Source organism: Streptomyces sp. NBC_01264 (genome assembly GCF_026340675.1).
Taxonomy (GTDB): Bacteria; Actinomycetota; Actinomycetes; order Streptomycetales; family Streptomycetaceae; genus Streptomyces.
This window is the reverse complement of sequence record NZ_JAPEOX010000002.1, coordinates 503,142-523,823: the sequence shown is the minus strand read 5'-3', so window position 1 is coordinate 523,823 and position 20,682 is coordinate 503,142. Positions and strand designations below refer to the sequence as shown.

The window sequence follows — 20,682 nt, the reverse complement described above, 5'->3', positions numbered from 1 at the left end:
CAGGAGTCGCGACCACCGATGGAAACCGCCCAGGGCCAGTTCCACCGGCGAGCGCACCGGACCGTCCGCGCACAGCACGGCATCGGTCAGCTCGAAGAGGGCGTCCGCACGCCGGTAGGGACAGTCGTAGTAGCCGAGGCGGGAGCGGGTCAGGGCGCCTGCCAGTTCGACAGCGCACAGACCCTCGGGATACTCATGTCAACGGCCGTTCTAGTTCCGGGAGTAGTCACTCCGAGAACAGGAACGGCCGCTTCCATTTCACGGCTCTCCCAAAGACGTTCCGGACAGACCGCTCACAGCCGGTTCGAATCCGAGGCGTCGAGGATAAATCTCAAGCCGAAAGAGGCTCAGTGAATCGATGCACCTATCATGCCACATCCGGATTGTAAATTGACTTCCAACCGTAAAGGCGCATCCAGCCTTCACAGTTCGCACAGGGCTTCAGGTAAGACCAGCCAGCACCATTTTCACGATCAGCGCGCCATTCGAATGAGTACGACGTGACTGTCATTGTCTTAAGCAGCTCGATCAGCTTAGCTTCGGAATTGATCTTCTTCGTGTTCGCGTAGCGCATGAGGGCCCTGGTCTCACAGCAGCAGGACCCGTCTCTGTATCCGGTGCCATCACTTTTCCGAGCGCCCGTTTGCCCAGGCGTGCGGTGGAGCTCCGCTGCAGCATTGATGTAGTCGCGGACCACATCGTTGTTGTCCTTTCCGGTCGACCTGGCGATGACCTCCTGGCCATCGAAGTTAACGAAACACAACACCCCCTGCTTCGGCTGCTGCAATTCCAGCCGCTCCGCATATTCTGCCTCCACGGCGTTGACCTTCGAATAGTAAGTTTGACGCGATGGATCCCGTTTCGAAGCATTTTTGGTTTCCCGGTCCTTAGCGGCCTGCTTCCTTTCCTTAGCTTGGGTCTCGGCCGAGTTCTTGGCCTTATTAGTGAGGCTGGCCTCTTTCGTCATACTTTTGAGAATTTCGCCTCGGAAGGACTTTCGGATCGTGCGAACAATATCGCCATCAGTGCCACTGTTGTGTTCATTGATGAATGCTGTCAAGTCATCCACGATTGCCTGGAGCTGTAGGTTTATATTATCGAATGGCTCGGCCTCCCAGTTGGTCAAAAGTTTCTTGATAAGCACCTCGGAATGGGTTGTTTTCGTTGCGAGGGCCTCGATTGATTCAGCGAATTCATCCTTGTTCACCCCCTCCAGGAATTCCTGGAGCTTGCGCGACCCGAGGACAAGCTTCCTGTGACGGGTCAGGATGTTCGGATTCGGTCCCTTTCCCTGGCTGATCTTTATCGCCGCCGCCCTATTGTTGTCAATGGGCTTATTGGCCTGAGTCCCCTTGGCCGGAGTCGCCTTGGCCTGAGTCGCCTTGGCCTGAGTCCCCTTGGCCGGAGTCGCCTTGGCCGGAGTCGCCTTGGCCTGAGTCCCCTTGGTCTGGACCGCCACCGACGTCGTAGGCCTAGTCACTTCTTCATAGCTGGTTACCGGGACAACTTTGCCATAAACCCCCTTCGCCGCTATTGCCCCCAACGCCCTCAGCTCATCTGCGCTACACTCTCTGATGACGTCCATGAGATTCCGCGCGACTGCTATCTCCATGATCAGACCTTCGCATTCTGGAGTTTGGCGACAATTTTCTCGATGATTTGATTCACGTCCCGTTCGCTCATGCCTTGGGACACCCCCAATTCAACCAGCTGCTGGTGGGTTTCCTGGGGGTCCGTCCATTCCCTCCAGGCATTGGGGCGTTGATAGCGGTCATTGGAGAAATAGGATCCGTACCAGTAGTGCCCGTCCCCCCGGTCTGCGCGAGCGCCCAGAATGAACTGGAACTCACCCAAGCTCGCGTGCGCCTCCCACTCCCTCAACGCGCACAGGGCTGTCCGTGCAGTCTGAAACGAATCATTCACAGAGGCGGATCGGATCATTTCAACAACATCAACTGCTTGGTTCGCAGTCGCTGCCTTCCCCAGGAATTCCGCATCCAGCTGCAGGCTATCGATAAGCGCATCGATCCCGTCGATGTTGGCGACCGCAGTGCCGAAATCTGATCTCTGCTGTGTATAGTCCATCGTTTTCCTCAACGCTCGAGAGTTTTCCGGACGGAGCTAGGATGTATGCGCTCTATGCGTCCGATTAGTGAGTCATACTGTCCTGAGCGCCGAAGGGCCGCCACTACCTCAAGGGCAAGATTTCGTACGGCGCGGCTGACCGATCGATTATCTGATGAGGCTGGAGCGCGTCCTCAAAGGCCGCACTTATGGGCACGACAGGTGCAGGGCCCCGGCCAGGGCGGCTCTGTTGCTGAATTCGTCAGCCGGTGAGTTGGTGTAAGCATTCGGTAGGGTCGTGATCGGGTTTTCTGTCTGTCACGGCAGCTGTAGTTCGTGATCATGGCTCGTCGTGATGGTGGTGTCGCTGCTGGTGGCAGGCGGTTGCGACGGCCTGGTGATGGCGTCTGAAGGCGGTCCAGTGCGGGACGTGGTCACGGTCGCGGGCTGGCGGGGCTAGCACGAGGGCCCGCAGGAGACGGATGAGCTGGGGGCAGGTCAGCGGGATGAGTCCGGGCTGCGGCTCGGAGTCTTCATGGACGGCTGTGGCCGTGAGGGCGAGGACGGCGGCGGCGATCAGGGAGAACAGTGAACAGCGCATCCAGGAGTTCCAGCAGGTCACCTGGCTCTGGTCGAGCCCGGTGAAGCCCTTGGTGAACTGGAAGGCTTCCTCGATCTGCCACCTGCGGCAGATCACTTCCAGCGGCGTGGCCAGCGAGACGTCGCCGGGTGCCCATCAGCGGAAATGGGACACCTCATCGGCGTAGCGATGCCGCCGCGCGACCAGCACACTCGCCCCGATCCGGATCCCGATCCCGGCCGGGGCCGCGTTCTCGTCGGGAGTGTCGTCGGGGCGGACGTCGAGCCAGACCCGGTCGTACTCGCGGGTGCCCTTGGTGCCGTGTCCGGTCTGCCGGCGCATTCACTGCCCGGGCCGCACTTTGTTGATCAGCTTTTGCGGAGCCTCCCAGCGGTGGCCTTCCCCGTCGGTGGCCTGGTAGGAAGCCGGGATGGCGACCGCATAGCCGAGCCCCGGCGAGCGTATGCCCCGGCGCAGTTCACGGCCGCGGTACACCTCGTCGCCCGCGAACCAGCGGGCTGCAATCCCCGTGGCGAGCGCGTCTGCGACCTTGGCCAGGGCCTGCTGCGGTTTCGTCGCGAGGACGATCGGTTCCGGCACCTCGGCGACCTCGCGGCGTTCCTCGTCCGCGGCCCAGTCCGCCGGGAGGTACGGGACCCGGTCAATGATCACCGTCGTGGTCGCGGTGACCGCTGCCAGGTGCACCGCGACCTGGCGCAGACCGACACCACCGATCGCCCCGAGTACTGCCTGCCGACTCCCACACAGTCCGTGGGCGATGTCGCATCCCCGTTTCCTCCACTGCCAACACCACTTCCTGCCCGGCGAGTTCATCGACGACCAGACCGACGATCTCCCTCCGAGCCAGGTCGTGATCGAACCGAGCCTGAGACAACAGGTGCTGCAACCGGTGAGGTCCCGGATGTCCCAGCGCCTGCCCGAGAGTCCAGCAATTGCGCGTATCCAGCTCCAGCAACGGCCCCGTGATCAGCTCCACAGCCGTCGCACGTGCCTCACACCCTGCGAAACAGCCCGCGACCGCCGTCATCACCCTTCCGAATGTCTCGCCCCATACCTGCTCGGCTAACGACGGAGCTTCAGCTGCCGTGACTGATCATGGCGCACCCGGCCGCGCGGTCGGCAAGATGGGGTCCATGGCCAAGAACCCGCCCGAGTCCCTGCAGCACGATTGCGCCACCGCCTGACCGAACGCGCCCGCACCCACTTCGAGGTCCGCGACGTCGGCGAGGTGGTCGCCGACGAGGTTGCCGGGTTCACGTTTTTTTGAGTAGGACCACAGCAGCTCCACCGGGTTCAGCTCGGGTGCGTAGGCGGGTGATCGCTCCAGGGCGAGCCAGTCCTGGCCGGCGCCCCACGCCCGCATCGCCCGGCTCCAATGGGCGGACAGGCCGTCCCAGACCAGGACCACCCGCTCGCCGCGGTAGAACGCTTTCATCTGCTCCAGGACCTCGATGAGGGCGGCGGTGTCGAAGCTGCCGGGCTTGAGGTGGAAGCACAGGCGGGCCCCTCGATCGGGGCCGGTGGAGTGGTATCCCAGGGCCCCGGCCATCGATGCCCGCTTCCAGTTCAGCCGGTGCCGCAGCAGAGGGGGCCGACCTCGGGGTGCATAGGTGCGGCGGATCTGAGGCAGCAGGGAGACGCCCGATTCGTCGGGGGACACGATCCAGGCACGTGGGTTCACGGCCCCTTTTTGATCCGCGGCCACTCATGCGCGATCCAGCGGGCGATCTCCGACTCGTCCCTCTCGGCCGCCCGCCGCTCGGGCCTCTGCAGACTCCATCCGAGCCGGCCGGTCAGCAACCGCCACACCGACGCCCTCGACAGCCCCACTCCCGTCACCCGCTCAACGACGGCGCCGACTCGCCACCGCGCGTGCGATCTCCGCATTCGAGACAGCGTCCTCGAACAACTCGACACAACACCCACCGAACTTACGAAAAGATCAGTAGGACCAGATGCCGCTGAGCAGCAGTCGCAGTTGGCCGGCGAGCCGGGTGGCGTCGTACGCGTCGGTGGAGGTGAGCGCGAGGCGCGCGAAATGCTCCGCGGAGGCGACCAGGGCGTGCGCGAGGATCTCGGGGTCCGGTGCGGGACCCGCGGTGTCCGGCGCGGACTCGATCCACGAGGCGACCCGGCGCCGGAACCGCTCGCGGTCCGCTTCGATGCGCGCGCGGACGGCCGGGGGAGTGGTCGCCGGAGTCAGCAGGATCAGGCGCCAGGTGTCCGGGTCCTCCCGCAGCATGGCGGCCATCCGGTGCACCGCCTCACAGGCGAAGTCGACCGGGTCGCGGGTGCGTCGGGCGTCGGGAACGCTGGCGAGCAGGCGGGTGAACGCGAGCTCCTGCTGCCGGTCGAGGAGGGTCAGCAGCAGGTCGTCGAGGTCGTCGAAGGCCCCGTAGACCACCGAGCGGGCGACCTGCGCCCGCTTGGCGATCGCGTCGATCGAGACCCGGCGGTAGCCGTCGCTCACGATCACGGCGAGGGCGGCGTCGAGCAGTTGCTCGCGGCGTTCGGCGATCGGGACGCGCGGAGCGTAGGGACGCCGCCTGCGCGGCCTGTCGCTCGAAGAGGTCGGTGTCGACACCTTGGCATCTTACGACAGTCGTGTCTTAATTTAAGACAGTCCTGTCTTATTGGGGGAGCGGTACGCACCCGCTGCCGGAACACAAGGGAGCGGCCTGATGGCCCGTCTGAACGGCACAGAGGTCGAACCGCACGAGGACTACGGGTTCTTCGGTCCCGGATCGGTGGTCTGGAAGGTGTGGAGCTACCCGACGGCGCCCACGGTGGGCTTCCAGCGCTCCGTGGTCGTGGAGGAGCTCGACCCGCCGCTGGTGGCCGCGGTCCACGGCACCCAGGGCATCTACGACCGCACCCGCACCCGCTACGACCGCACCCTGCGCTACTTCGCCATGGTCGCCTTCGCCGGCTCGGACCAGGTGTGCAAGGCGGCGGACGTCCTGGTCAAGGTCCACTCGAAGGCCATCGGTCACCTGCCCTACGGCGAGGGCACCTACGACGCCAACGACCCCGCCTCGCACTGTGGATACAGATCACCGGCTGGCACTCCATCCTGTACGCCTACGAGAAGTACGGGCCGGGCAAGCTCACCGCCGAGGAGGAGAAGGAGTACTGGGAGTCCTGCGCCCTCGCCGCGGAGTTCCAGACCTGCTCGCCCGACGACGTCCCGCGCGATCGTGCGGGAATCCGGGCGTACTTCGAGCAGATGCGTCCGCACCTGGAGGCCAGTCCGATCGCCCGGCAGGCCATGAACCACCTCCTGAACACCGACCTGGTCCTCCCGCCGACCCCGTGGTGGATGAAGCCCGGACGGATGGTTGTGGCGAGGACGCACCGGATCGCGACGATCGCCACCATGCCCCGCTGGATGCGGGAGATGGCGCAGATCCGGCAATCACGCCTCCTGGACGTGCTCATCGTCCCGGTCATGCGGACGTCCTTCGCGCTCGCCCACCTCAGCCCCCGCGTCGAACTGTTCCTGCTGGGAATGCTCTCGCCCTCCACGGTCAAGGTGGTCGCGCCCGTCAAGCTCGGCGTCCCGCCCCGCACCAAGGAGGTCCTCACCCCCGAGCAGGCCCGCACCCGATACGGCTACGCGAAGCCCGCCGAGGCGCACGCCGAGCTCAGGGCGCGCCAGGCGGAACGCGTCTTCGGCTACGGGAGGGCCCCGAGCGACCAGGGACTCATCGAATCCCAGGAGGTGCTCGGCCCGCTGGCCTGACGCGGAGGGAGGCCTAGGAGGCGCCCTGGTGGGGGAACCGGCCACAGAGCCAGTTGCCCGGTTCCGTCGGGTCGTCGCTCATCCAGAACTGCCGCCACAGCAGGGCGAATTCCTCGCGGCTGAGGTGCCCGTCCCCGTTCAGGTCGAGCAGTTCGAAGACGCCCGTCATGTCCACGGGCTGCCCGTTCCAGGTCTCGACGAGCCGATGGTGCTCCTCCGGCGAGATGCGGCCGTCGCCGTTGGAGTCCACGGCGGCGAACACGGTGTCGGCGGTCGCGGTGACCTCCGCGACCATCGCGGGCAGCCTGTCGACGAGGGAGAGCAGCTCGCCCATGTCGACCGCGCCGTCCCCGTTCGCGTCCCCCGCTTCGAGCAGCGCCGCCCACCAGCCCATCAGCAGCGCCTCGACGCGTACGCGCAACTCCGTCCCGGGACCCACTCCCGGGAGCCGGCTCCAGCGATCGACGAGGGCCGCGAAGTCCTCCTCGCGCAGATAGCCGTCGCCGTCCGCGTCGAACGCGGCGAACATCCCCCTGAGCTTCTGCTCCTGAAACGCGCTGGCCATGACGGGCCTCCCTCGTAGCGGACAGCGCGTAACTGTAGGTCCGGGCGCGCCTGCGCCTCCACGGGCACATGTGGGCGAGAGGTCACCCTCAGTGGGGTGTGGCCGGCTCCTCGAGGGCGACGCCCAGCCCGTCCGCCAGGTCGGTGAGGGTCGGTCCGAGGGGGAGTGCGATCCGGGTGGCGGCGTGCCGGTCGCCGCGGGTCGGGTCCCGGTTGACGATCAGTACGGGCTTGCCGGCCAGGGCCGCCTGGCGGACGAAGCGGAGCCCGGACATCACCGTCAGTGAGGAGCCCAGGACCAGCAGAGAGGTCGCCGCGTCGACCAGTTCGCGGCAGCTCCCGACGCGCTCCGGCGGGACGTTCTCGCCGAAGAACACCACATCCGGTTTGAGGACGCCGCCGCACCTCGCGCAGGGCGCCGGGCGGAAGTCCGCGACCTGCTCGTCGGTGAGGTCGGCGTCACCGTCCGGGTTCAGCGCGGCGGGCGTCGGCGCGAAGCCCGGGTTCGCCTCTTCCAGACGTCGGGCGAGGTCCCCGCGGGCGCTGAGGGCGCCGCAGGAGAGGCAGACGACCCGGCCGAGGCTTCCGTGGAGTTCCACCACCCCCTCGCTGCCGGCGGCCTGGTGCAGGCCGTCGACGTTCTGGGTGATCACCCCCGCGAGCATCCCGCGCCGCCCGAACGCCGCGACGGCCCGGTGCCCGGCATTGGGCGCGGCGCGCCCGAACGTGCGCCAGCCGAGGTGGCTGCGCGCCCAGTAGCGGCGCCGGGCCCGCTCGCCGCCGGTGAACTCCTGGTAGGTCATGGGCGTGTGCCGGCGCAGGCTGCCCCGCTCGCCCCGGTAGTCGGGGATGCCCGACTCCACGAGTGTGGCGGGGGTTGTCATGGACAGCACGCAGGTCACGATCCTGGACGATGGCAGGGAAACCGTCGTAGCCGCGTACGAGGGCCCGGCGGGCCGCGTTCTCCTGACCCCGGAGGCGGCCGAACGGGCCCTCGGCTGGGTCCGCAAGCCGCACGGCTGGTGCCGGGGCGACCTCTGCGTACCCTCGTCCGCCGCGGCCCGGGCCGAACACGAGGGTCTGCTCGACCCGGTGGCGTTCGCCGGGATCCTCGACCGCCCGGTCGCGACCGGCACCGGGGTGATCGCCCTCGGGGTTTCCGCGCAGGAGCGCTCCCGCGCCCTCGGCGGCGTCACCGCCCCCGACTTCACCCTCCCCGACGCCGACGGCGTGCCGCACTCGCTGAGCGACCTGCGCGGCCGCAAGGTCGCCCTGGTCTTCTGGGGCTCCTGGTGCGGCTGCCGCTACGACCTTCCCGAGTGGGAACGCCGCCACGCCGCACTCGCCGAACACGGCTTCAGCGTCCTCAGCGTCGCGGTGGACCGCCGCACCGAGGACGCCGCGCCGTGGATCGCCGAGGCCGCCGTCACCCACCCCGCACTCATCGACACCGACGGCGTCGTGTCCGACCTCTACGACGTCCTGAACGTCCCGACCGTCCTGTGGATCGACGAGGAGGGGCAGGTGGCCCGCCCCAACGACACGCAGTTCGCGACGGACCTGTTCCGCGAACTGTCCGGTCTGGACTCCGGCGCGGCGCTGGCCGCCCTCGACCGCTGGGTCCTCACCGGCGACAGCGGACTGTCCGACGAGGACGTCACCCGGCACACCCGCCGGGCCACGGCGACCCAGCAGTCGGCCCGAACCGAAGCGGCCCTGGGCCTGTGGCTCCACCGCGCCGGACGTACGACGGAAGCCGAGGAACACTTCGCGCGGGCCGAGCGGCTCGCACCGGAGGACCTGACCATCTGGCGCGGAACCATGCCGCTGCGCGGCCTGGACCCGATGGGCGACGCATACTTCGCCAAGCGCACCGCGCTCACCGAAGCGGGCATCCCGATCTACCGCCCCCTCGGCGACTGGCAGCAGGCATGAGCGACGGCCTGTTCGCCCGCACCCAGCTCCAGGGCCAGGAGGCGCTGCGCGCGGCCCTCCTCGACCTGGCCGCCCAGCTCCTCGCGGCGGAAGGACCGGCCGCCCTGACCATGCGCCGCATCGCCAGCGCGGCCGGCTGCTCGACCACCGTCCTCTACCGCCACTTCGGCGCGAAGGACGGCATCGCCGAAGCCCTGTACCAGGAAGGCTTCTCCCGCCTGCGCCTCAGCCTGGAGGCCGTCCCCCCGTCCGCCGACCCGCCCGCCCACCTCGCCGCCCTCGGCCGTGCCTACCGCGAGAACGCCCTGACCGAACGCAACCTCTACCAGGTGATGTTCGCCGGCCTCATCCCCGGTTTCACACCCACCCCCGAGGCCCGCGCGATCGCCGCCGACAGCCTGGAAGTCCTCCGCGAAGCCGTACGCGCCTGCGCGCAGAGCGGCGTCTTCCGCCCGGACGTGGACGTCGAGGAGGTCACGGACGTCATCTGGGCCGCCGCCCACGGCTCGATCACCCTGGAGCTCGCGGGCCACTTCACGGCCCGGACGGCGGAGGACCGCTACCAGACCCTCACCAGGGCCGCGGTGGCCGCGTTCCTGCAGTCAGGACGAGTGGCGTGATCATCGGGACGGTGTTCACCGAGCCGCTGCGGCCGCCCGATCCCCAACCTCCGGCCATCGACGCCTTCCTCTCCGCCGTGGACCGGGCCGTGAACAGCAACACCCTGCTGCTCACGGCGGACTGCGACGTGCCCGTCACGACCGGAAACCGTCAGGACGTCCTGCATGCCTTCCTGCGCAGCCCGCTGTTCGAGCGGCTGCTGCGCGCCGCCGACGCGCGCCGCGACCGGCACAACCCGGGCGACGCGTACGACGACGAGCCCTTCGGTCGTCCGCTGCTGCGCCCGGGCTTCCGCGCCACGCTCACCCGCTCGAACCCGCCGGCTTCCCGGCGCGCCTGAGCTGGATGCTCCGCGAGGCGTTCAGCCCGTACGGTCACCACTGTCCGGCGGCGGACGCCGAGAGGCTGGTGCGCGACTTCACCCGGGAACTCCTCGGTGCGGACGAGGGCCCGGCCTGGTCGTGCGCCGACGTCAGCCCCGACTTCCTGCGCTCCACCGGCTACTTCACGGAGGAGGAACCGCTGTGGCCGGCGTACTTCGACGGGGGCGGCTCCGATACCGCCACCTTCGTACACCGGGACCACACGTTCCACCTGCTGCTGACGAACGGCTCGCCCTGAGCACCCGTCATGCGCACTCCCGCGCGCGTACCGTGGGGGTACGACCCGCCGGGAGGAACAGCCGATGAGCGCGCAGCCCGACCACGCCACCGTCCTGCCGTACGCCCCCGCGCCGGGAGCCCCGGCCGAACTCCTCGACCAGTTGCGCGACGACCGACGCGCACCGCAGTGGGTACCGGCCTTCGAGCGGGAGTGGACCGCCGCGCTGGAGGAGTCCCGCCGCACGTTCTCCCTGGCCGCGCTGTACGAGACCCTCCAGGTCTGGCAGGCCCGCCTCGCCTCCGCCCCGGCGGTCGACGCGTTCGTCGCGTCCGGCCACGACGACGGCGCCTTCGTGGAGGCGGCCGAGCTGCGGAGCAGGCGCCGGTGACCGGAGAGCCGTACGGAATCCGTTTCTCCGGGCCGGCCGCGAAGGTGCTCGACACCCTGCCCGAGCACGCCGAGCACGCGGTCTGGGGCGTTCTGGACGCCGCCGCGGCCGCCCCCTGGGGGTTCCCCCGGTGGAACCCCGACGACTCCGAGGGCCAGGACGTACGGCTGGCCTCCGTCGGCCGGACATCGCTCACCTACTGGATCAACCGGCCGCAGCACCGCCTGTCCGTGCTGAACATCCTGTGGCTCGGCTGAAGTCCGGCGCACAGGCCGCCGGTCGGACGCCGCCGTCGCCTCGGTCGGCTCAACCGGCTCAGACCGCCGGAGGGTTGAGGCGGGCGAATCCCTCCTGCCGGTAGTACGGGAAGTAGGGGTAGGGCGCCGTCCGGCTGCTCGCCGCGTCGAGCTTCGCCATCTGCTCCGGGGTGAGCGTCCAGCCCACGGCGCCGAGGTTCTGGAGCAGCTGCTCCTCGTTGCGGGCGCCGATGATGACGGAGGACACGGTCGGCCGTTGGAGCAGCCACCGCAGGGCGATCTGGGGGACGGCCCTGCCCGTCTCCCCGGCGACCTCGTCCAGGGCGTCGATCACGCGGTAGAGGTACTCGTCCTCGACCGGCGGACCGTAGTCGGCGGTGTCGTGCAGCCTGCTGCCGGCGGGCAGCGGCACGCCACGGCGGATCTTGCCCGTGAGCCGGCCCCAGCCGAGCGGGCTCCAGACGATCGCGCCCAGGCCCTGGTCGAGTGCCAGGGGCAGGAGCTCCCATTCGTAGTCGCGGCCGACGAGGGAGTAGTGGACCTGATGGGCGACGTAGCGCGGGCGGCCGTGCCGGTCCGCCGCGGCGAGGGACTTCATCGCCTGCCATCCGGAGAAGTTGGAGATGCCGGTGTAGCGGATCTTCCCCGCCCGGACCAGGTCGTCCAGGGTGGACAGCACCTCCTCGACGGGTGTGCCGGCGTCGAAGGCGTGCAGCTGGAAGAGGTCGATGTAATCGGTGTCCAGGCGGCGCAGCGCATCGTCGACGGAGGCGATCAGGCGGGAACGGGAGGTTCCCGCCGCGCCCGGCCCGTCGCCCGTGGGCAGGCCGGCCTTGGTGGAGATGAGCACCTGGTCCCGGCGCCCCTTGAGGGCGGCTCCCAGGACCTCCTCCGAGGCGCCGGCGGAGTAGACGTCGGCGGTGTCGAACATCGTGACTCCGGCGTCGATGCAGATGTCCACCAGGCGGCGCGCCTGCTCCACACCGGTGTCGCCCCAGGCGCCGAAGAGCGGTCCCTGCCCGCCGAAGGTGCCGGCACCGAAGCTCAGTTCCGGGACCAGAAGCCCGGACGTACCCAGCCGCCTGTACTTCATGACGCATCCCCTCATCGCCCGCAGTCCATCTAATGGGCCTGTGGTTCCGTTAAGATGGCTGGAGCGTATCAAGTCGTGGCAGTTAATGGAACTGGAGTCCCGTTATGGAGTTCGCCGAAGCCGCACCGGACAGGGAGACCGGACCAGCCGCCCCGGCGGCCGGGCCGGGGAGCGCACGGCCCGGCGGGCGTACGGCGCGCGTGCGGGAGGCCGTGCTCCGGGCCGCCGAGGACGTCCTGGCCGAGCGGGGTTTCGCCCACCTGGACCTCGCCGACGTCGCGCGGCGCGCGGACGTCGGCAAGACCACCGTCTACCGGCGGTGGGGCACCGTCGCCGGCCTCATGTCCGACCTGCTGCAGGACATGGCGCAGCAGTCCGTCCCTCGGGCGGAGAGCGGCTCGCTCCTCGGGGACCTGACGGCCAACGCCCGGCTGGTGTGCCGCACCCTGGCCGACCCCCGGCAAGGGGCCCTGTTCAAGGCGGTGATCGCGGCCGCCACGTACGACCCGACGGCGGCCGAATCGCTGCACGGCTTCTACGCGGTGCGCGTCGAGGAGTGGGCTCCGTGCGTCCGCGAGGCCGTGGCCCGCGGAGAGCTGCCCGAGGGAACCGATCCGCACGAGGTGATCCGCGCGGTGTCCGCCCCCCTCTACTACCGCCTCCTGACCACGACCCTCCCGCTCGACGAGGCCCAGGCCGACGCCTCCGCGGCCGCGGCGGTGGCCGCCGCGCGCGCGGGGGCGTACGTACGGGAGGCCCAGGGACTCCCGTAGGGCGCTCGTGCGGGCGGCGCCCCGGCCCGGGGCGGGTTATGGGTAGATTGCCGGATGCGGGGAAACCGCTCGACAACAGCACGCCGCCGCATAGAGTCCCAGCTCAGGAAGCCAGTTCCCGAAGCTGCGGGGACGAACCGGGGGCCGCTCGGTCCGGCCTCCCCGGCGGCGCTCGGTGACAATGAAGCGCTGGGCGGTGCGGTGGCCGAGAACGGAGAGCAACTGATGAGCGGGGCCGACGAGGGACGGCAGTGGCCGGACGAGGTCAGTGTCGACAACGCGAGGACGACGCTCCTGCAACTCCTCGCACGAGCAGGGGTCCCTTCCGGTGACGCGGGCGAACTGATCGGCCTGCTGGAAGCGGGCGCGCTGGCGCTCGCGTACGAGGAACTGAGCGACCGGGACCGACGCGCGCCGGGAGACAAGGGCGAGCCGTACGAGTCGGGATGGCTCGACGGAGCCGGAGACCTCCTGGCGGAGCTGGGCGAGGTCACCGAGCGCACCCTGCTCCGGGTGGTGAGCCCGGACGGGGAACAGGACGCGGCCGGACAGCGCCCGCGGGCCAGGCGCATGGAGGTGGAGCGGACGCAGGTGGCGCTCACGCCCCTGTACCTGTCCTTCGCAGAGGTCTCGGAACTGGATCCGGAAGCGACCGAGGAGGTGCTCACCGCCGTCCTCGCCACGATGAGCCCGAGGCAACGGGCCCGGTACGCCGGGCTGCTGACCGAGTTCACCGATACCCACCGGACCCGGCTGGGCCGGCTGTTCGCGACGTTCGGAGCGGGCAGTGCCATCACGGTGCACGGCCGTTTCTCGCTCGTCCACTCCGCCACGAGCATCGCCGTACTCGAACGGCTCCTCGCTGAGCCGCAGGCCCTGCGGGAGGAGTGGGACGCGGCGGAGCTGCCGCCCGCGTGGCTGGACGGGCTGACCACGGCCTGGAACGCCTCGCTCTGACCTCCCGTTCGATCGTTTCGATCGTTTCGACCGGCTCTCTTGACCCGATCCGGCCGTTCGATCAAGATCCCCGCATGACCCTTCCCGGACTGCCCCGCGAAGACCGCGGGTCGAGCCCGTACACCGGCTACGGCCGCGCCCACTGGGAGGCGGTGGCCGACGGGCTGCTGCGTTCCGCCTGGCAGTGGGCCACGCCGGGCGGGGCCCTGCTCGACCTGCCGGGAACGCCCTCCGTCTCCGGGGTGCGTTCCGACGGGCTCGAAGGCTATGCCCGCACCTTCCTCGCCGCGGCGTTCCGCGTCGCGGGGGCCGCGGGAGCGGACCCGTACGGCTGGCTGGAGCGGTACGCGCAGGGTCTGGCGGCGGGAACCCGGACGCCGGGCCGCGACGACGCGGAGTCCTGGCCGGTCATCCGCGACGTCTACGCGGGGGGCCAGCCGATGGTCGAGTCGGCCTCGGTGGCCCTCGGGCTCCGGCTGACCCGGCCGTGGCTGTGGGACCGCCTCGACAGCGCGGTGCAGGACCGGACCGAGGAGTGGCTGCGCGGCGCCCTGCGTCATCTGCCCAGCCCCAACAACTGGTACCTCTTCCCGTACACCGTGGCCGGATTCCTGGAGTCCGTGGGCCGAGGCGACGCCGAGACGGCCCGGGCCCGCAGCCGCGCCCTCGAGCTCCTGGAGGGCTGGTACGAGGGTCAGGGCTGGTACGCCGACGGCGACGGCCGGGCCTTCGACCACTACAACGGCTGGGCGCTGCACCTGTATCCGGTGCTCGACGCACACCTCGCCGCCTCCCTCGACGTCCACCCCGATGCCCACCGAGACGCCTCGCCGGACCAGAAGGTCCCGTACGGCGACCGCCTGCGGGCCCACCTGGACAGCTTCTCCCTCCTCTTCGGGGCGGACGGGGCGCCGATCCACTTCGGGCGTTCCCTCACCTACCGTTTCGCCGCCGCGTCGGCCGTCGGCCTCGGTGCCGTCACCGGCCACACCCCGCTCAGCCCCGGCACCTCGCGCCGCCTGATCAGCGGATCGCTGCGCTACTTCCTCGACCGGGGCGCCGTCGGAGCCGACGGCCTGCTCACCCTCGGCTGGCACGGCCCGCACGGGGCGAGCCTGCAGCGGTACTCCGGACCGGCCTCGCCGTACTGGGCCTCCAAGGCCTTCGTCTGCCTGCTCGCCCCGCAGACGCACCCCCTGTGGACGGCGACGGAGGAGCCCGCGCCCAGTGAGGGGCCCGACCGGGTGCTGGCCCTGCGGGCCCCCGGGTTGCTGATCCAGACCACCCGCGCCGACGGGATCGTACGACTGCACAACCACGGGAGCGACCACGTCGGGCCGGATCAGTCGGAAGCGGCCCGCGACGAGGACCCGCTCTACTCCCGTCAGGCCTACTCCACCCGCAGCGGCCCCACCGCGAGTGCCAACACCCCGGACAACCACCTCGCCGTGGTGGTGGCGGGCGTCCGCAGCGTCCGGCGGCGCATCCACCCGCTGGGCACCGGGCAGGGGGACGGCTGGGGCTGGGCCGCGTCCTGGCACCGTCCGGTCTTCCCGGGCGGCGCGCCCATGGTCCCCGGCCTGCGCGTGGAGAGCGTCACCTTCGTCCGCGGCCCGCACGAACTGCGCGTGCACCGGGTGTCCGGAGCCCCGTACGGAGCCCAGCGCGAGGCACGCGTGGAGCAGACGGGCTGGGCCACGGGGCCCGGGGAGCCCCTGCGCTCGGAGCTCCACCCGGTGTACGGCTGGGAGGCGCGGGACGAGGCGAGGGCGCCCGCCGGGACCGCCTTCACACGCTGGGCGAGCATGCCCCGCCTGACGGCCGAGGCCGACGGGACACGCCTGTACGCGGCGCTGGCCGCGCTCACCGGCGAGCCGGATCCGGCGCCCACGGCCGAGGCGGTCACCGTGGTGACGGCTGACGAGGGATCCATCGAGGTGCGGTGGGCGCACGACGGATCACTGACCCGCATCGCCTTCGGGCCCCTGAGCGTGGAGCACCTGTCACCGGCCGCCGGATAGCGGCCGCAGGCCCCGCACCTCTCGCCGTACCTCTCTTCGCGCCGATGTCACTGGTCCTGGATGCGCCGGAAGGGCCGGTCCGCCTCCAGCTCGAACGCGATCTCCAGGAGCTTTCGTTCACCGCCGGGGCGGGTGGAGAACATGACGCCGACGGGCAGCCCGTCCGGCGTCGCGCTCGCGGCCGGCACCGAGATCGACGGGGTGCCGACGACGTTGTCGACCGGCGTGAACGCCACGTACGCGAGGATCCGCTCGATCAGCTTCGCGTAGGGAACGGTCGGGCTGAGGTGGCCGATCGGTGGCGTGGTGTGGGCGAGCACCGGCGACATCACGAGGTCCAGCCCGCGGAAGGACGCCGCGTAGGCCACCTTCGTCCGCTTCAGCCGACGCAGCACGCCGGGGGTCCTGCGCCAGTTCCGCAGGTACTCCTCGCGCAGCCCCTGGCTGAGGCCGTCCATGCGGTGCCGGTCGAAGTCCGCCCCGAGGGTCCGGCCGGTGACGCCGAGGAGGAACGACAGCATCCCCCAGTAGGTGAGGAAGTCGTCGGTGAAACTCGGATCCATGCCCAACTCCACCGGTTCCACGGTGTGTCCGAGCCGTCCGAGCCTCTCCGCGGTCTCCGTGACCGCCGCCCGGGTGGAGGCGTCGGAGTGCACGCCGTTCGGGGAATCCAGGACGAGCCCGATGCGCAGCCTTCGCGCCGAGGGGCCCTCGACCAGGCCCAGGGGCGGCAGACCGGGACTGCGCCGGTAGCTCTCCGCGGCGGCGAGGAACGCGGCGGCGTCCCGAACGGAGCGGGTCACGACCCCGTCGGAGATGATGTCGAGCGGCAGCTGGCGGCCCAGGGCGCTGGCGACGACCCGTCCGCGCGACGGTTTCAGGCCGACGAGCCCACAGCAGGCCGCGGGTATCCGGATCGAGCCACCGCCGTCGTTGGCGTGCGCGATCGGTACGGCGCCGGCGGCGACCAGCGCGGCGCTGCCGCCCGAGGAGCCGCCCGCCGAGTACTCCGCGTGCCAGGGGTTGCGCACCGGCTCGGCGCCGTCGTACTCGGTCGTCGGGCTGAACCCGAACTCGGGCAGCCGGGTCTTGCCCAGGACCGTGACACCGCTGCTCAGGAGCTGCCGGGTGAACGGTGCGTGCCGCTTGGCCGGCCTCGGCCGGAAGGCGGAGCTGCCGTGGCCCGTGGGCAGCCCCTGGTAGTCGGTGTTGTCCTTGACGAAGGTCGGCACCCCGGCGAAGGCGCCGCCCGGTCCGGCGGCGGGCGCCGGGCTCGCGGTGTGCACCTGGACCGCACCCAGCCGGGCGTCGACCGCCCGCACCCGCGCGGCGGCGTCCCGGGCGGCCTCGGCGGGGGAGACCTCGCCCCGCCGGATCGCCGCGGCGAGACCGACGGCGTCGTGCTCTCCCAGGGCGTCGTCCCGGAACGCGTGCACGATGGTCGGTCCGTCGAAAGTCGTCACCGCTGCCTCAGCCTCCGCCGTGTGGATGTGCGTCGGCCATCATTGCCTACCGGCAGGTAACAGGCCAGGATTTCATCGGCCATTCAGCGCCGGCGAGCGGTAACCCGGCCTCCCTGCACGGGTCGTGCCGCAACAGGCGTGCCGGCGGCCCGACGGAGGCGCGGTGCTCGACGGTGGGCCCCGCTGACGGACACCCCCGCCCGGGCGGGAGGGGGTCGCGGAGTCATTTATGCTTCAAGGCGGCCGCGGGGTGGTGGCTCGTCGCTGTCCGCGGCATCTACGGAACGGCTGGTCCGGCCCGTCGGGGAGGGCGTCCTGCGTCCGGGCCCCGGCCGGGACGGGGACCGCATGACGCTGATCACGACGATCATGAAGATCATGGGGAATCGAGCGACCGCCGACACGTGTCTCAGTGGGGTGGGGCGCCCGGCCCACGCGCCCGCGACAAGAAGACCCCCAGGGAGAAGTGAGGAATGCCAGTGATCTGCGTCGGAGGCATGATCGGGATCGGCAAGACGAGCGTTGCCGAGCTGCTCGCCAAGGAGCTGGGCAGCGAGGTCTTCTACGAGAGCGTGGACGACAATCCGATCCTCCCGCTCTTCTACACGTCGAGCCCCGAGGAGATCCAGGCCAAGCGCTACCCCTTCCTCCTGCAGCTCTACTTCCTGCAGACGCGGTTCGCCGCGATCAAGGAGGCGTACAAGCAGGGCGACAACGTCCTGGACCGCTCCATCTACGAGGACTGGTACTTCGCCAAGGTCAATCACGACCTGGGCCGGATCAGCTCCCTCGAGATGCGGGTGTACGAGGGCCTGCTGAACGAGATGATGCGCGAGATCGACGGCCTGCCGTACCGCAAGGCGCCCGACCTCATGGTCTACCTCAAGGCGGACTTCGAGACGGTGCTGCACCGCATCGGGCTGCGGGGCCGCGATTTCGAGCAGGACGAGAGCCTCGTCGAGTACTACCGGGTGCTGTGGTCCGGCTACGACGACTGGGTGCACAAGCACTACTCGGCCAGCGAGGTCCTCGTCGTCGACATGAACCACACGGACGTGGTGAACGATCCCCAGGACGCGGCCCGCGTGGTGCGCGAGGTCAGGGACGCCCTGGCGGCGAGCCCCCTCGGGGCCTGACGGCCCGGGGACGACGGCACGGGCTTCGACGCGGAAGGGCGCCGGCGGCCCGGCCGGCGGCGCCCTTCCGCCGGAATCCGCCCGAGGCGCGCACCGACGCGACCCGGACACCCCGCACGACGGAGGCTGGCGCCGGGCAGGCCCTCGCCGAATTCGTGCACGTCACCCTGCGCCTGGAAGCCCACCTGCCCGAGCCCGGCAGCCCCAGCCGCCCCTCGGCGGTCACCCTGGCCGCCGCCCTGCGGCAGTCGGCCGAGGAAGCGGACCGCGCGGTACGGGACCACCGGGCCCCCACCGGGGAACCGGTCCACGCCGCACTGGCCACCCGCAGGTCCGCGCTGACCAGGCCGTGAACCAGGGCCGCCCGCGGGGCCACCCCGGCAGGTGCACCGGACGGGCGTGCGGGCGGACACGGCGTCCGGGCCGGGCGGACGCACGTACACTCGGCCCATGAGCCGCACACGACGTGACACGGGGAAGCGCCTGCCGCAGGCCGCCCCCGGCGCGCGTGCCGCCTTTGCGGGCGCGACGGGCATCAGCCCGCGGACCGCCGCCGTCCGCCAGGCCCCCACGGTCGGCCGCGGCGTCCTGCACGGCCACGGCTAGCGCTCTCCCACCGCGCCCGGGCCCAGTCCCTCGCGCCGCACGATCCTGAGCGACGGGCGCCGTCCGCCGGCCCGGCCCGATCTCCGCGCCCGGCCCCCGGCCACCCCTTCGCCCCACGGGCGACGCATCGCCCTCCCCGTCCCACCACCGCGGTCCCGACGCTCCGTCGGCGCCGCCACCAGGCTAGGGCCGCGCGCCGGGCCGTAGCCGCCTCCGAAGGGACCACCGTGAAGTTGAGCGGGTTGCTGACCGGCCATGAACACCACGTCATCCAGGGCGACACCGAGTCGGTGGGGATCACCGCGGGCACCACCTTCGACGTCGACCGGGTGGTACCGGGCTCCCTCTTCATCGCGGTACCCGGCCACCGAGGCGGCGGCCCCGCGTCCATCGGTGCGGCACTCGCGCGCGGGGCGGTGGCGGTGCTCGTCGACGAGGAGGGAGCCGCCGCCGCACCGTCCGGGCGCGAGCTGGAGCCCTCGGTGTGCCTCGTACGGGTCCGCGACACCCGCAAGGCGGCAGCCGTCGTCTCCGCCCGCTACTTCGGCGAGCCGGGCCGGCACATGGACATGGTGGCGGTCACCGGGACCAACGGGAAGACCTCCATCTCCTACATGGTCGAGTCGCTCCTGAAGATCTCCGAGGGCGCCCGGGTGGGGGTGATCGGGACGGCGGGCAGCCGGATCGGCGACGAGATGATCCCGATGCCGCCCACGGTCCTGACCACACCGGAATCACCCGACCTGCAGTACCTCCTGGGCCGCATGCGGGACCAGGGCACCGGCAGCGTGGTGCTGGAGGCCACCTCGATGGCGCTGCAGACGTACCGGATGGACCGGACGTTCGTCGACGTCGGCGTCTTCACCAACCTGACCCAGGACCACCTGGACGACCACGGCACGATGGCGAGCTACACGGACGCCAAGATGCGGCTGTTCCAGGGGCTGTGCCGGCACGCGGTGGTCAACGCGGACGATCCCGTGGGCGCCGGGATCCGGGCGATGATGCCCGGCGCGGTGACCACGTACGGCCTCGACGAGGAGGCCGACTTCCGTGCCACGGACCTGATCGCGGACGCCTCCGGCACGCGGTTCACGCTGCACCACGACGGCGGCAAGTACCCGGCGGCGATCCCGGTCCCGGGCCGGTTCTCCGTGTCCAACGCCCTGGCGGCCGTGGCGGCCTGCCGGGTGCTGGGGCACGACCTGGACGGGCTGGTCGCCGCGCTCGCCCAGATGCCGCCGGTACCGGGCCGGTTCGAGCGCTTCGTCACGCCCGCCGGCACCTCGGTGATCGTGGACTACGCCCACTCGCCCGATTCCCTGGACAAGGTCCTCACCGCCATCCGCGGCTTCGCCGGGGGCCGCGTCATCACGGTCTTCGGCTGCGGCGGTGACCGCGACACCACCAAGCGCGCCGAGATGGGCCGCATCGCCGGTGCCCACTCCGACCTGTGCGTCCTGACCTCGGACAACCCCCGCACCGAGAACCCCGAGACGATCCTCGACCAGATCGCGGTCGGCATCGAGAGCACGGGAACACCGTACGAGCGCTCCGCCGACCGGCGCCGGGCCATCGGCTTCGCGCTCTCCGAGGCCCGGCCCGAAGACATCGTCCTGATCGCCGGAAAGGGCAGCGAACCGCACCAGATCGTGGGCGAGGACCTGCTCCCGTTCAGCGACATGGCGACCGTGCGCGACCTCGCCTCCCGGCTGCTTCCCTGAGGGCGCGGCCCGGCCCGATCCGATCCTCTTATTGGTCCAGACCTATTGACCGGCCGTGTCGTTGCTCCTACGATCCGGTCGGCACAGCCCCACCTGTCCCCACCTCACCCAGAGCCGGGCGTCACGCCCCCACG

22 protein-coding genes and 2 pseudogenes are annotated in these 20,682 nt (G+C 70.4%); 14 read left to right on the top strand and 10 right to left on the bottom strand.

The features are described from left to right. Nucleotides 1–367: 367 nt before the first annotated feature. The 6 genes and pseudogenes from OG435_RS35290 to OG435_RS35260 form a co-directional block, all read right to left on the bottom strand. Nucleotides 368–1,612 carry a hypothetical protein gene (locus OG435_RS35290; protein ID WP_266883249.1) on the bottom strand — a complete coding sequence of 415 codons (1,245 nt, stop codon included), beginning with the start codon at nt 1,610–1,612 and terminating at the stop codon, nt 368–370. A 2-nt stretch (nt 1,613–1,614) separates the two neighbouring features. Continuing rightward, nucleotides 1,615–2,085, bottom strand: a complete 471-nt coding sequence (locus tag OG435_RS35285; protein ID WP_266883247.1) for a hypothetical protein — start codon at nt 2,083–2,085, stop codon at nt 1,615–1,617. A 319-nt stretch (nt 2,086–2,404) separates the two neighbouring features. Continuing rightward, nucleotides 2,405–3,749 (bottom strand): annotated as a pseudogene (locus tag OG435_RS50815) (IS701 family transposase); the annotation flags it as partial. A gap of 9 nt (nt 3,750–3,758) precedes the next feature. Continuing rightward, a complete protein-coding gene (locus OG435_RS35265; RefSeq protein ID WP_266883239.1) occupies nt 3,759–4,346 on the bottom strand; it encodes a transposase in 588 nt (195 codons plus the stop codon). Further along, nucleotides 4,343–4,552: a helix-turn-helix domain-containing protein gene (locus OG435_RS50440; protein ID WP_353962791.1), complete on the bottom strand. Its 210-nt coding sequence runs from the start codon at nt 4,550–4,552 to the stop codon at nt 4,343–4,345. The genes OG435_RS35265 and OG435_RS50440 overlap by 4 nt, the downstream gene beginning before the upstream one ends. A 55-nt stretch (nt 4,553–4,607) precedes the next feature. After that, nucleotides 4,608–5,249 carry a TetR/AcrR family transcriptional regulator gene (locus OG435_RS35260; RefSeq protein ID WP_266883237.1) on the bottom strand — a complete coding sequence of 214 codons (642 nt, stop codon included), beginning with the start codon at nt 5,247–5,249 and terminating at the stop codon, nt 4,608–4,610. A gap of 97 nt (nt 5,250–5,346) precedes the next feature. Here OG435_RS35260 and OG435_RS35250 point away from each other — a divergent pair. Then, nucleotides 5,347–6,407, top strand: a pseudogene (locus OG435_RS35250) (oxygenase MpaB family protein). 13 nt (nt 6,408–6,420) lie between these two features. Here the strand turns inward: OG435_RS35250 and OG435_RS35245 are convergent. Continuing rightward, complete coding sequence (locus OG435_RS35245) at nt 6,421–6,972, bottom strand: EF-hand domain-containing protein (protein ID WP_266883233.1); 552 nt, start codon at nt 6,970–6,972, stop codon at nt 6,421–6,423. A gap of 88 nt (nt 6,973–7,060) precedes the next feature. Then, nucleotides 7,061–7,855 (bottom strand): NAD-dependent protein deacetylase, encoded by a 795-nt coding sequence (locus OG435_RS35240; RefSeq protein ID WP_266886364.1) that lies wholly within the window; start codon nt 7,853–7,855, stop codon nt 7,061–7,063. On the opposite strand from OG435_RS35240, the gene OG435_RS35235 reads away from it, so the two are divergent. The 6 genes from OG435_RS35235 (at nt 7,854) to OG435_RS35210 (ending at nt 10,775) form a co-directional block, all read left to right on the top strand. Next, nucleotides 7,854–8,906: a TlpA disulfide reductase family protein gene (locus OG435_RS35235; RefSeq protein WP_266883231.1), complete on the top strand. Its 1,053-nt coding sequence runs from the start codon at nt 7,854–7,856 to the stop codon at nt 8,904–8,906. The two genes, OG435_RS35240 and OG435_RS35235, sit on opposite strands and share 2 nt — an antisense overlap. After that, nucleotides 8,903–9,526 carry a TetR/AcrR family transcriptional regulator gene (locus tag OG435_RS35230; RefSeq protein ID WP_266883229.1) on the top strand — a complete coding sequence of 208 codons (624 nt, stop codon included), beginning with the start codon at nt 8,903–8,905 and terminating at the stop codon, nt 9,524–9,526. The genes OG435_RS35235 and OG435_RS35230 overlap by 4 nt, the downstream gene beginning before the upstream one ends. Continuing rightward, a complete protein-coding gene (locus OG435_RS35225; protein WP_266883227.1) occupies nt 9,523–9,867 on the top strand; it encodes a hypothetical protein in 345 nt (114 codons plus the stop codon). Before OG435_RS35230 ends, OG435_RS35225 begins: the two co-directional genes overlap by 4 nt. A 5-nt stretch (nt 9,868–9,872) precedes the next feature. Next, the gene (locus OG435_RS35220) at nt 9,873–10,148 is read left to right on the top strand and encodes a hypothetical protein (protein WP_266883225.1); all 276 of its coding nucleotides are present in this window, start codon (nt 9,873–9,875) and stop codon (nt 10,146–10,148) included. 64 nt (nt 10,149–10,212) lie between these two features. Further along, the gene (locus tag OG435_RS35215; protein WP_266883223.1) at nt 10,213–10,518 is read left to right on the top strand and encodes a DUF6247 family protein; all 306 of its coding nucleotides are present in this window, start codon (nt 10,213–10,215) and stop codon (nt 10,516–10,518) included. Further along, entirely contained in the window at nt 10,515–10,775 is a 261-nt protein-coding gene (locus OG435_RS35210; protein WP_266883221.1) for a hypothetical protein, read from the top strand. Before OG435_RS35215 ends, OG435_RS35210 begins: the two co-directional genes overlap by 4 nt. A gap of 58 nt (nt 10,776–10,833) precedes the next feature. On the opposite strand, the gene OG435_RS35205 is transcribed toward OG435_RS35210, so the two are convergent. Next, nucleotides 10,834–11,868, bottom strand: a complete 1,035-nt coding sequence (locus tag OG435_RS35205; RefSeq protein WP_266883219.1) for an aldo/keto reductase — start codon at nt 11,866–11,868, stop codon at nt 10,834–10,836. A 104-nt stretch (nt 11,869–11,972) separates the two neighbouring features. On the opposite strand from OG435_RS35205, the gene OG435_RS35200 reads away from it, so the two are divergent. From OG435_RS35200 to OG435_RS35190, 3 genes are all read left to right on the top strand, one after another. Continuing rightward, entirely contained in the window at nt 11,973–12,641 is a 669-nt protein-coding gene (locus OG435_RS35200; RefSeq protein WP_266883217.1) for a TetR/AcrR family transcriptional regulator, read from the top strand. 225 nt (nt 12,642–12,866) lie between these two features. Continuing rightward, a complete protein-coding gene (locus tag OG435_RS35195; RefSeq protein ID WP_266883215.1) occupies nt 12,867–13,598 on the top strand; it encodes a hypothetical protein in 732 nt (243 codons plus the stop codon). 74 nt (nt 13,599–13,672) lie between these two features. Continuing rightward, a complete protein-coding gene (locus OG435_RS35190) occupies nt 13,673–15,619 on the top strand; it encodes a DUF2264 domain-containing protein (RefSeq protein WP_266883213.1) in 1,947 nt (648 codons plus the stop codon). Nucleotides 15,620–15,666: 47 nt separating this feature from the next. Here the strand turns inward: OG435_RS35190 and OG435_RS35185 are convergent, their stop codons facing one another. Beyond that, the gene (locus OG435_RS35185; RefSeq protein ID WP_266883211.1) at nt 15,667–17,082 is read right to left on the bottom strand and encodes an amidase; all 1,416 of its coding nucleotides are present in this window, start codon (nt 17,080–17,082) and stop codon (nt 15,667–15,669) included. Nucleotides 17,083–17,555: 473 nt separating this feature from the next. On the opposite strand from OG435_RS35185, the gene OG435_RS35180 reads away from it, so the two are divergent. The 4 genes from OG435_RS35180 (at nt 17,556) to OG435_RS35165 (ending at nt 20,548) form a co-directional block, all read left to right on the top strand. After that, the gene (locus OG435_RS35180; protein WP_266883209.1) at nt 17,556–18,218 is read left to right on the top strand and encodes a deoxynucleoside kinase; all 663 of its coding nucleotides are present in this window, start codon (nt 17,556–17,558) and stop codon (nt 18,216–18,218) included. Nucleotides 18,219–18,373: 155 nt separating this feature from the next. Further along, entirely contained in the window at nt 18,374–18,571 is a 198-nt protein-coding gene (locus tag OG435_RS35175; protein WP_266883207.1) for a hypothetical protein, read from the top strand. A 97-nt stretch (nt 18,572–18,668) separates the two neighbouring features. Beyond that, a complete protein-coding gene (locus OG435_RS35170) occupies nt 18,669–18,824 on the top strand; it encodes a hypothetical protein (protein WP_266883205.1) in 156 nt (51 codons plus the stop codon). Nucleotides 18,825–19,051: 227 nt separating this feature from the next. Continuing rightward, complete coding sequence (locus tag OG435_RS35165; RefSeq protein ID WP_266883203.1) at nt 19,052–20,548, top strand: UDP-N-acetylmuramoyl-L-alanyl-D-glutamate--2,6-diaminopimelate ligase; 1,497 nt, start codon at nt 19,052–19,054, stop codon at nt 20,546–20,548. Nucleotides 20,549–20,682 lie beyond the last annotated feature (134 nt).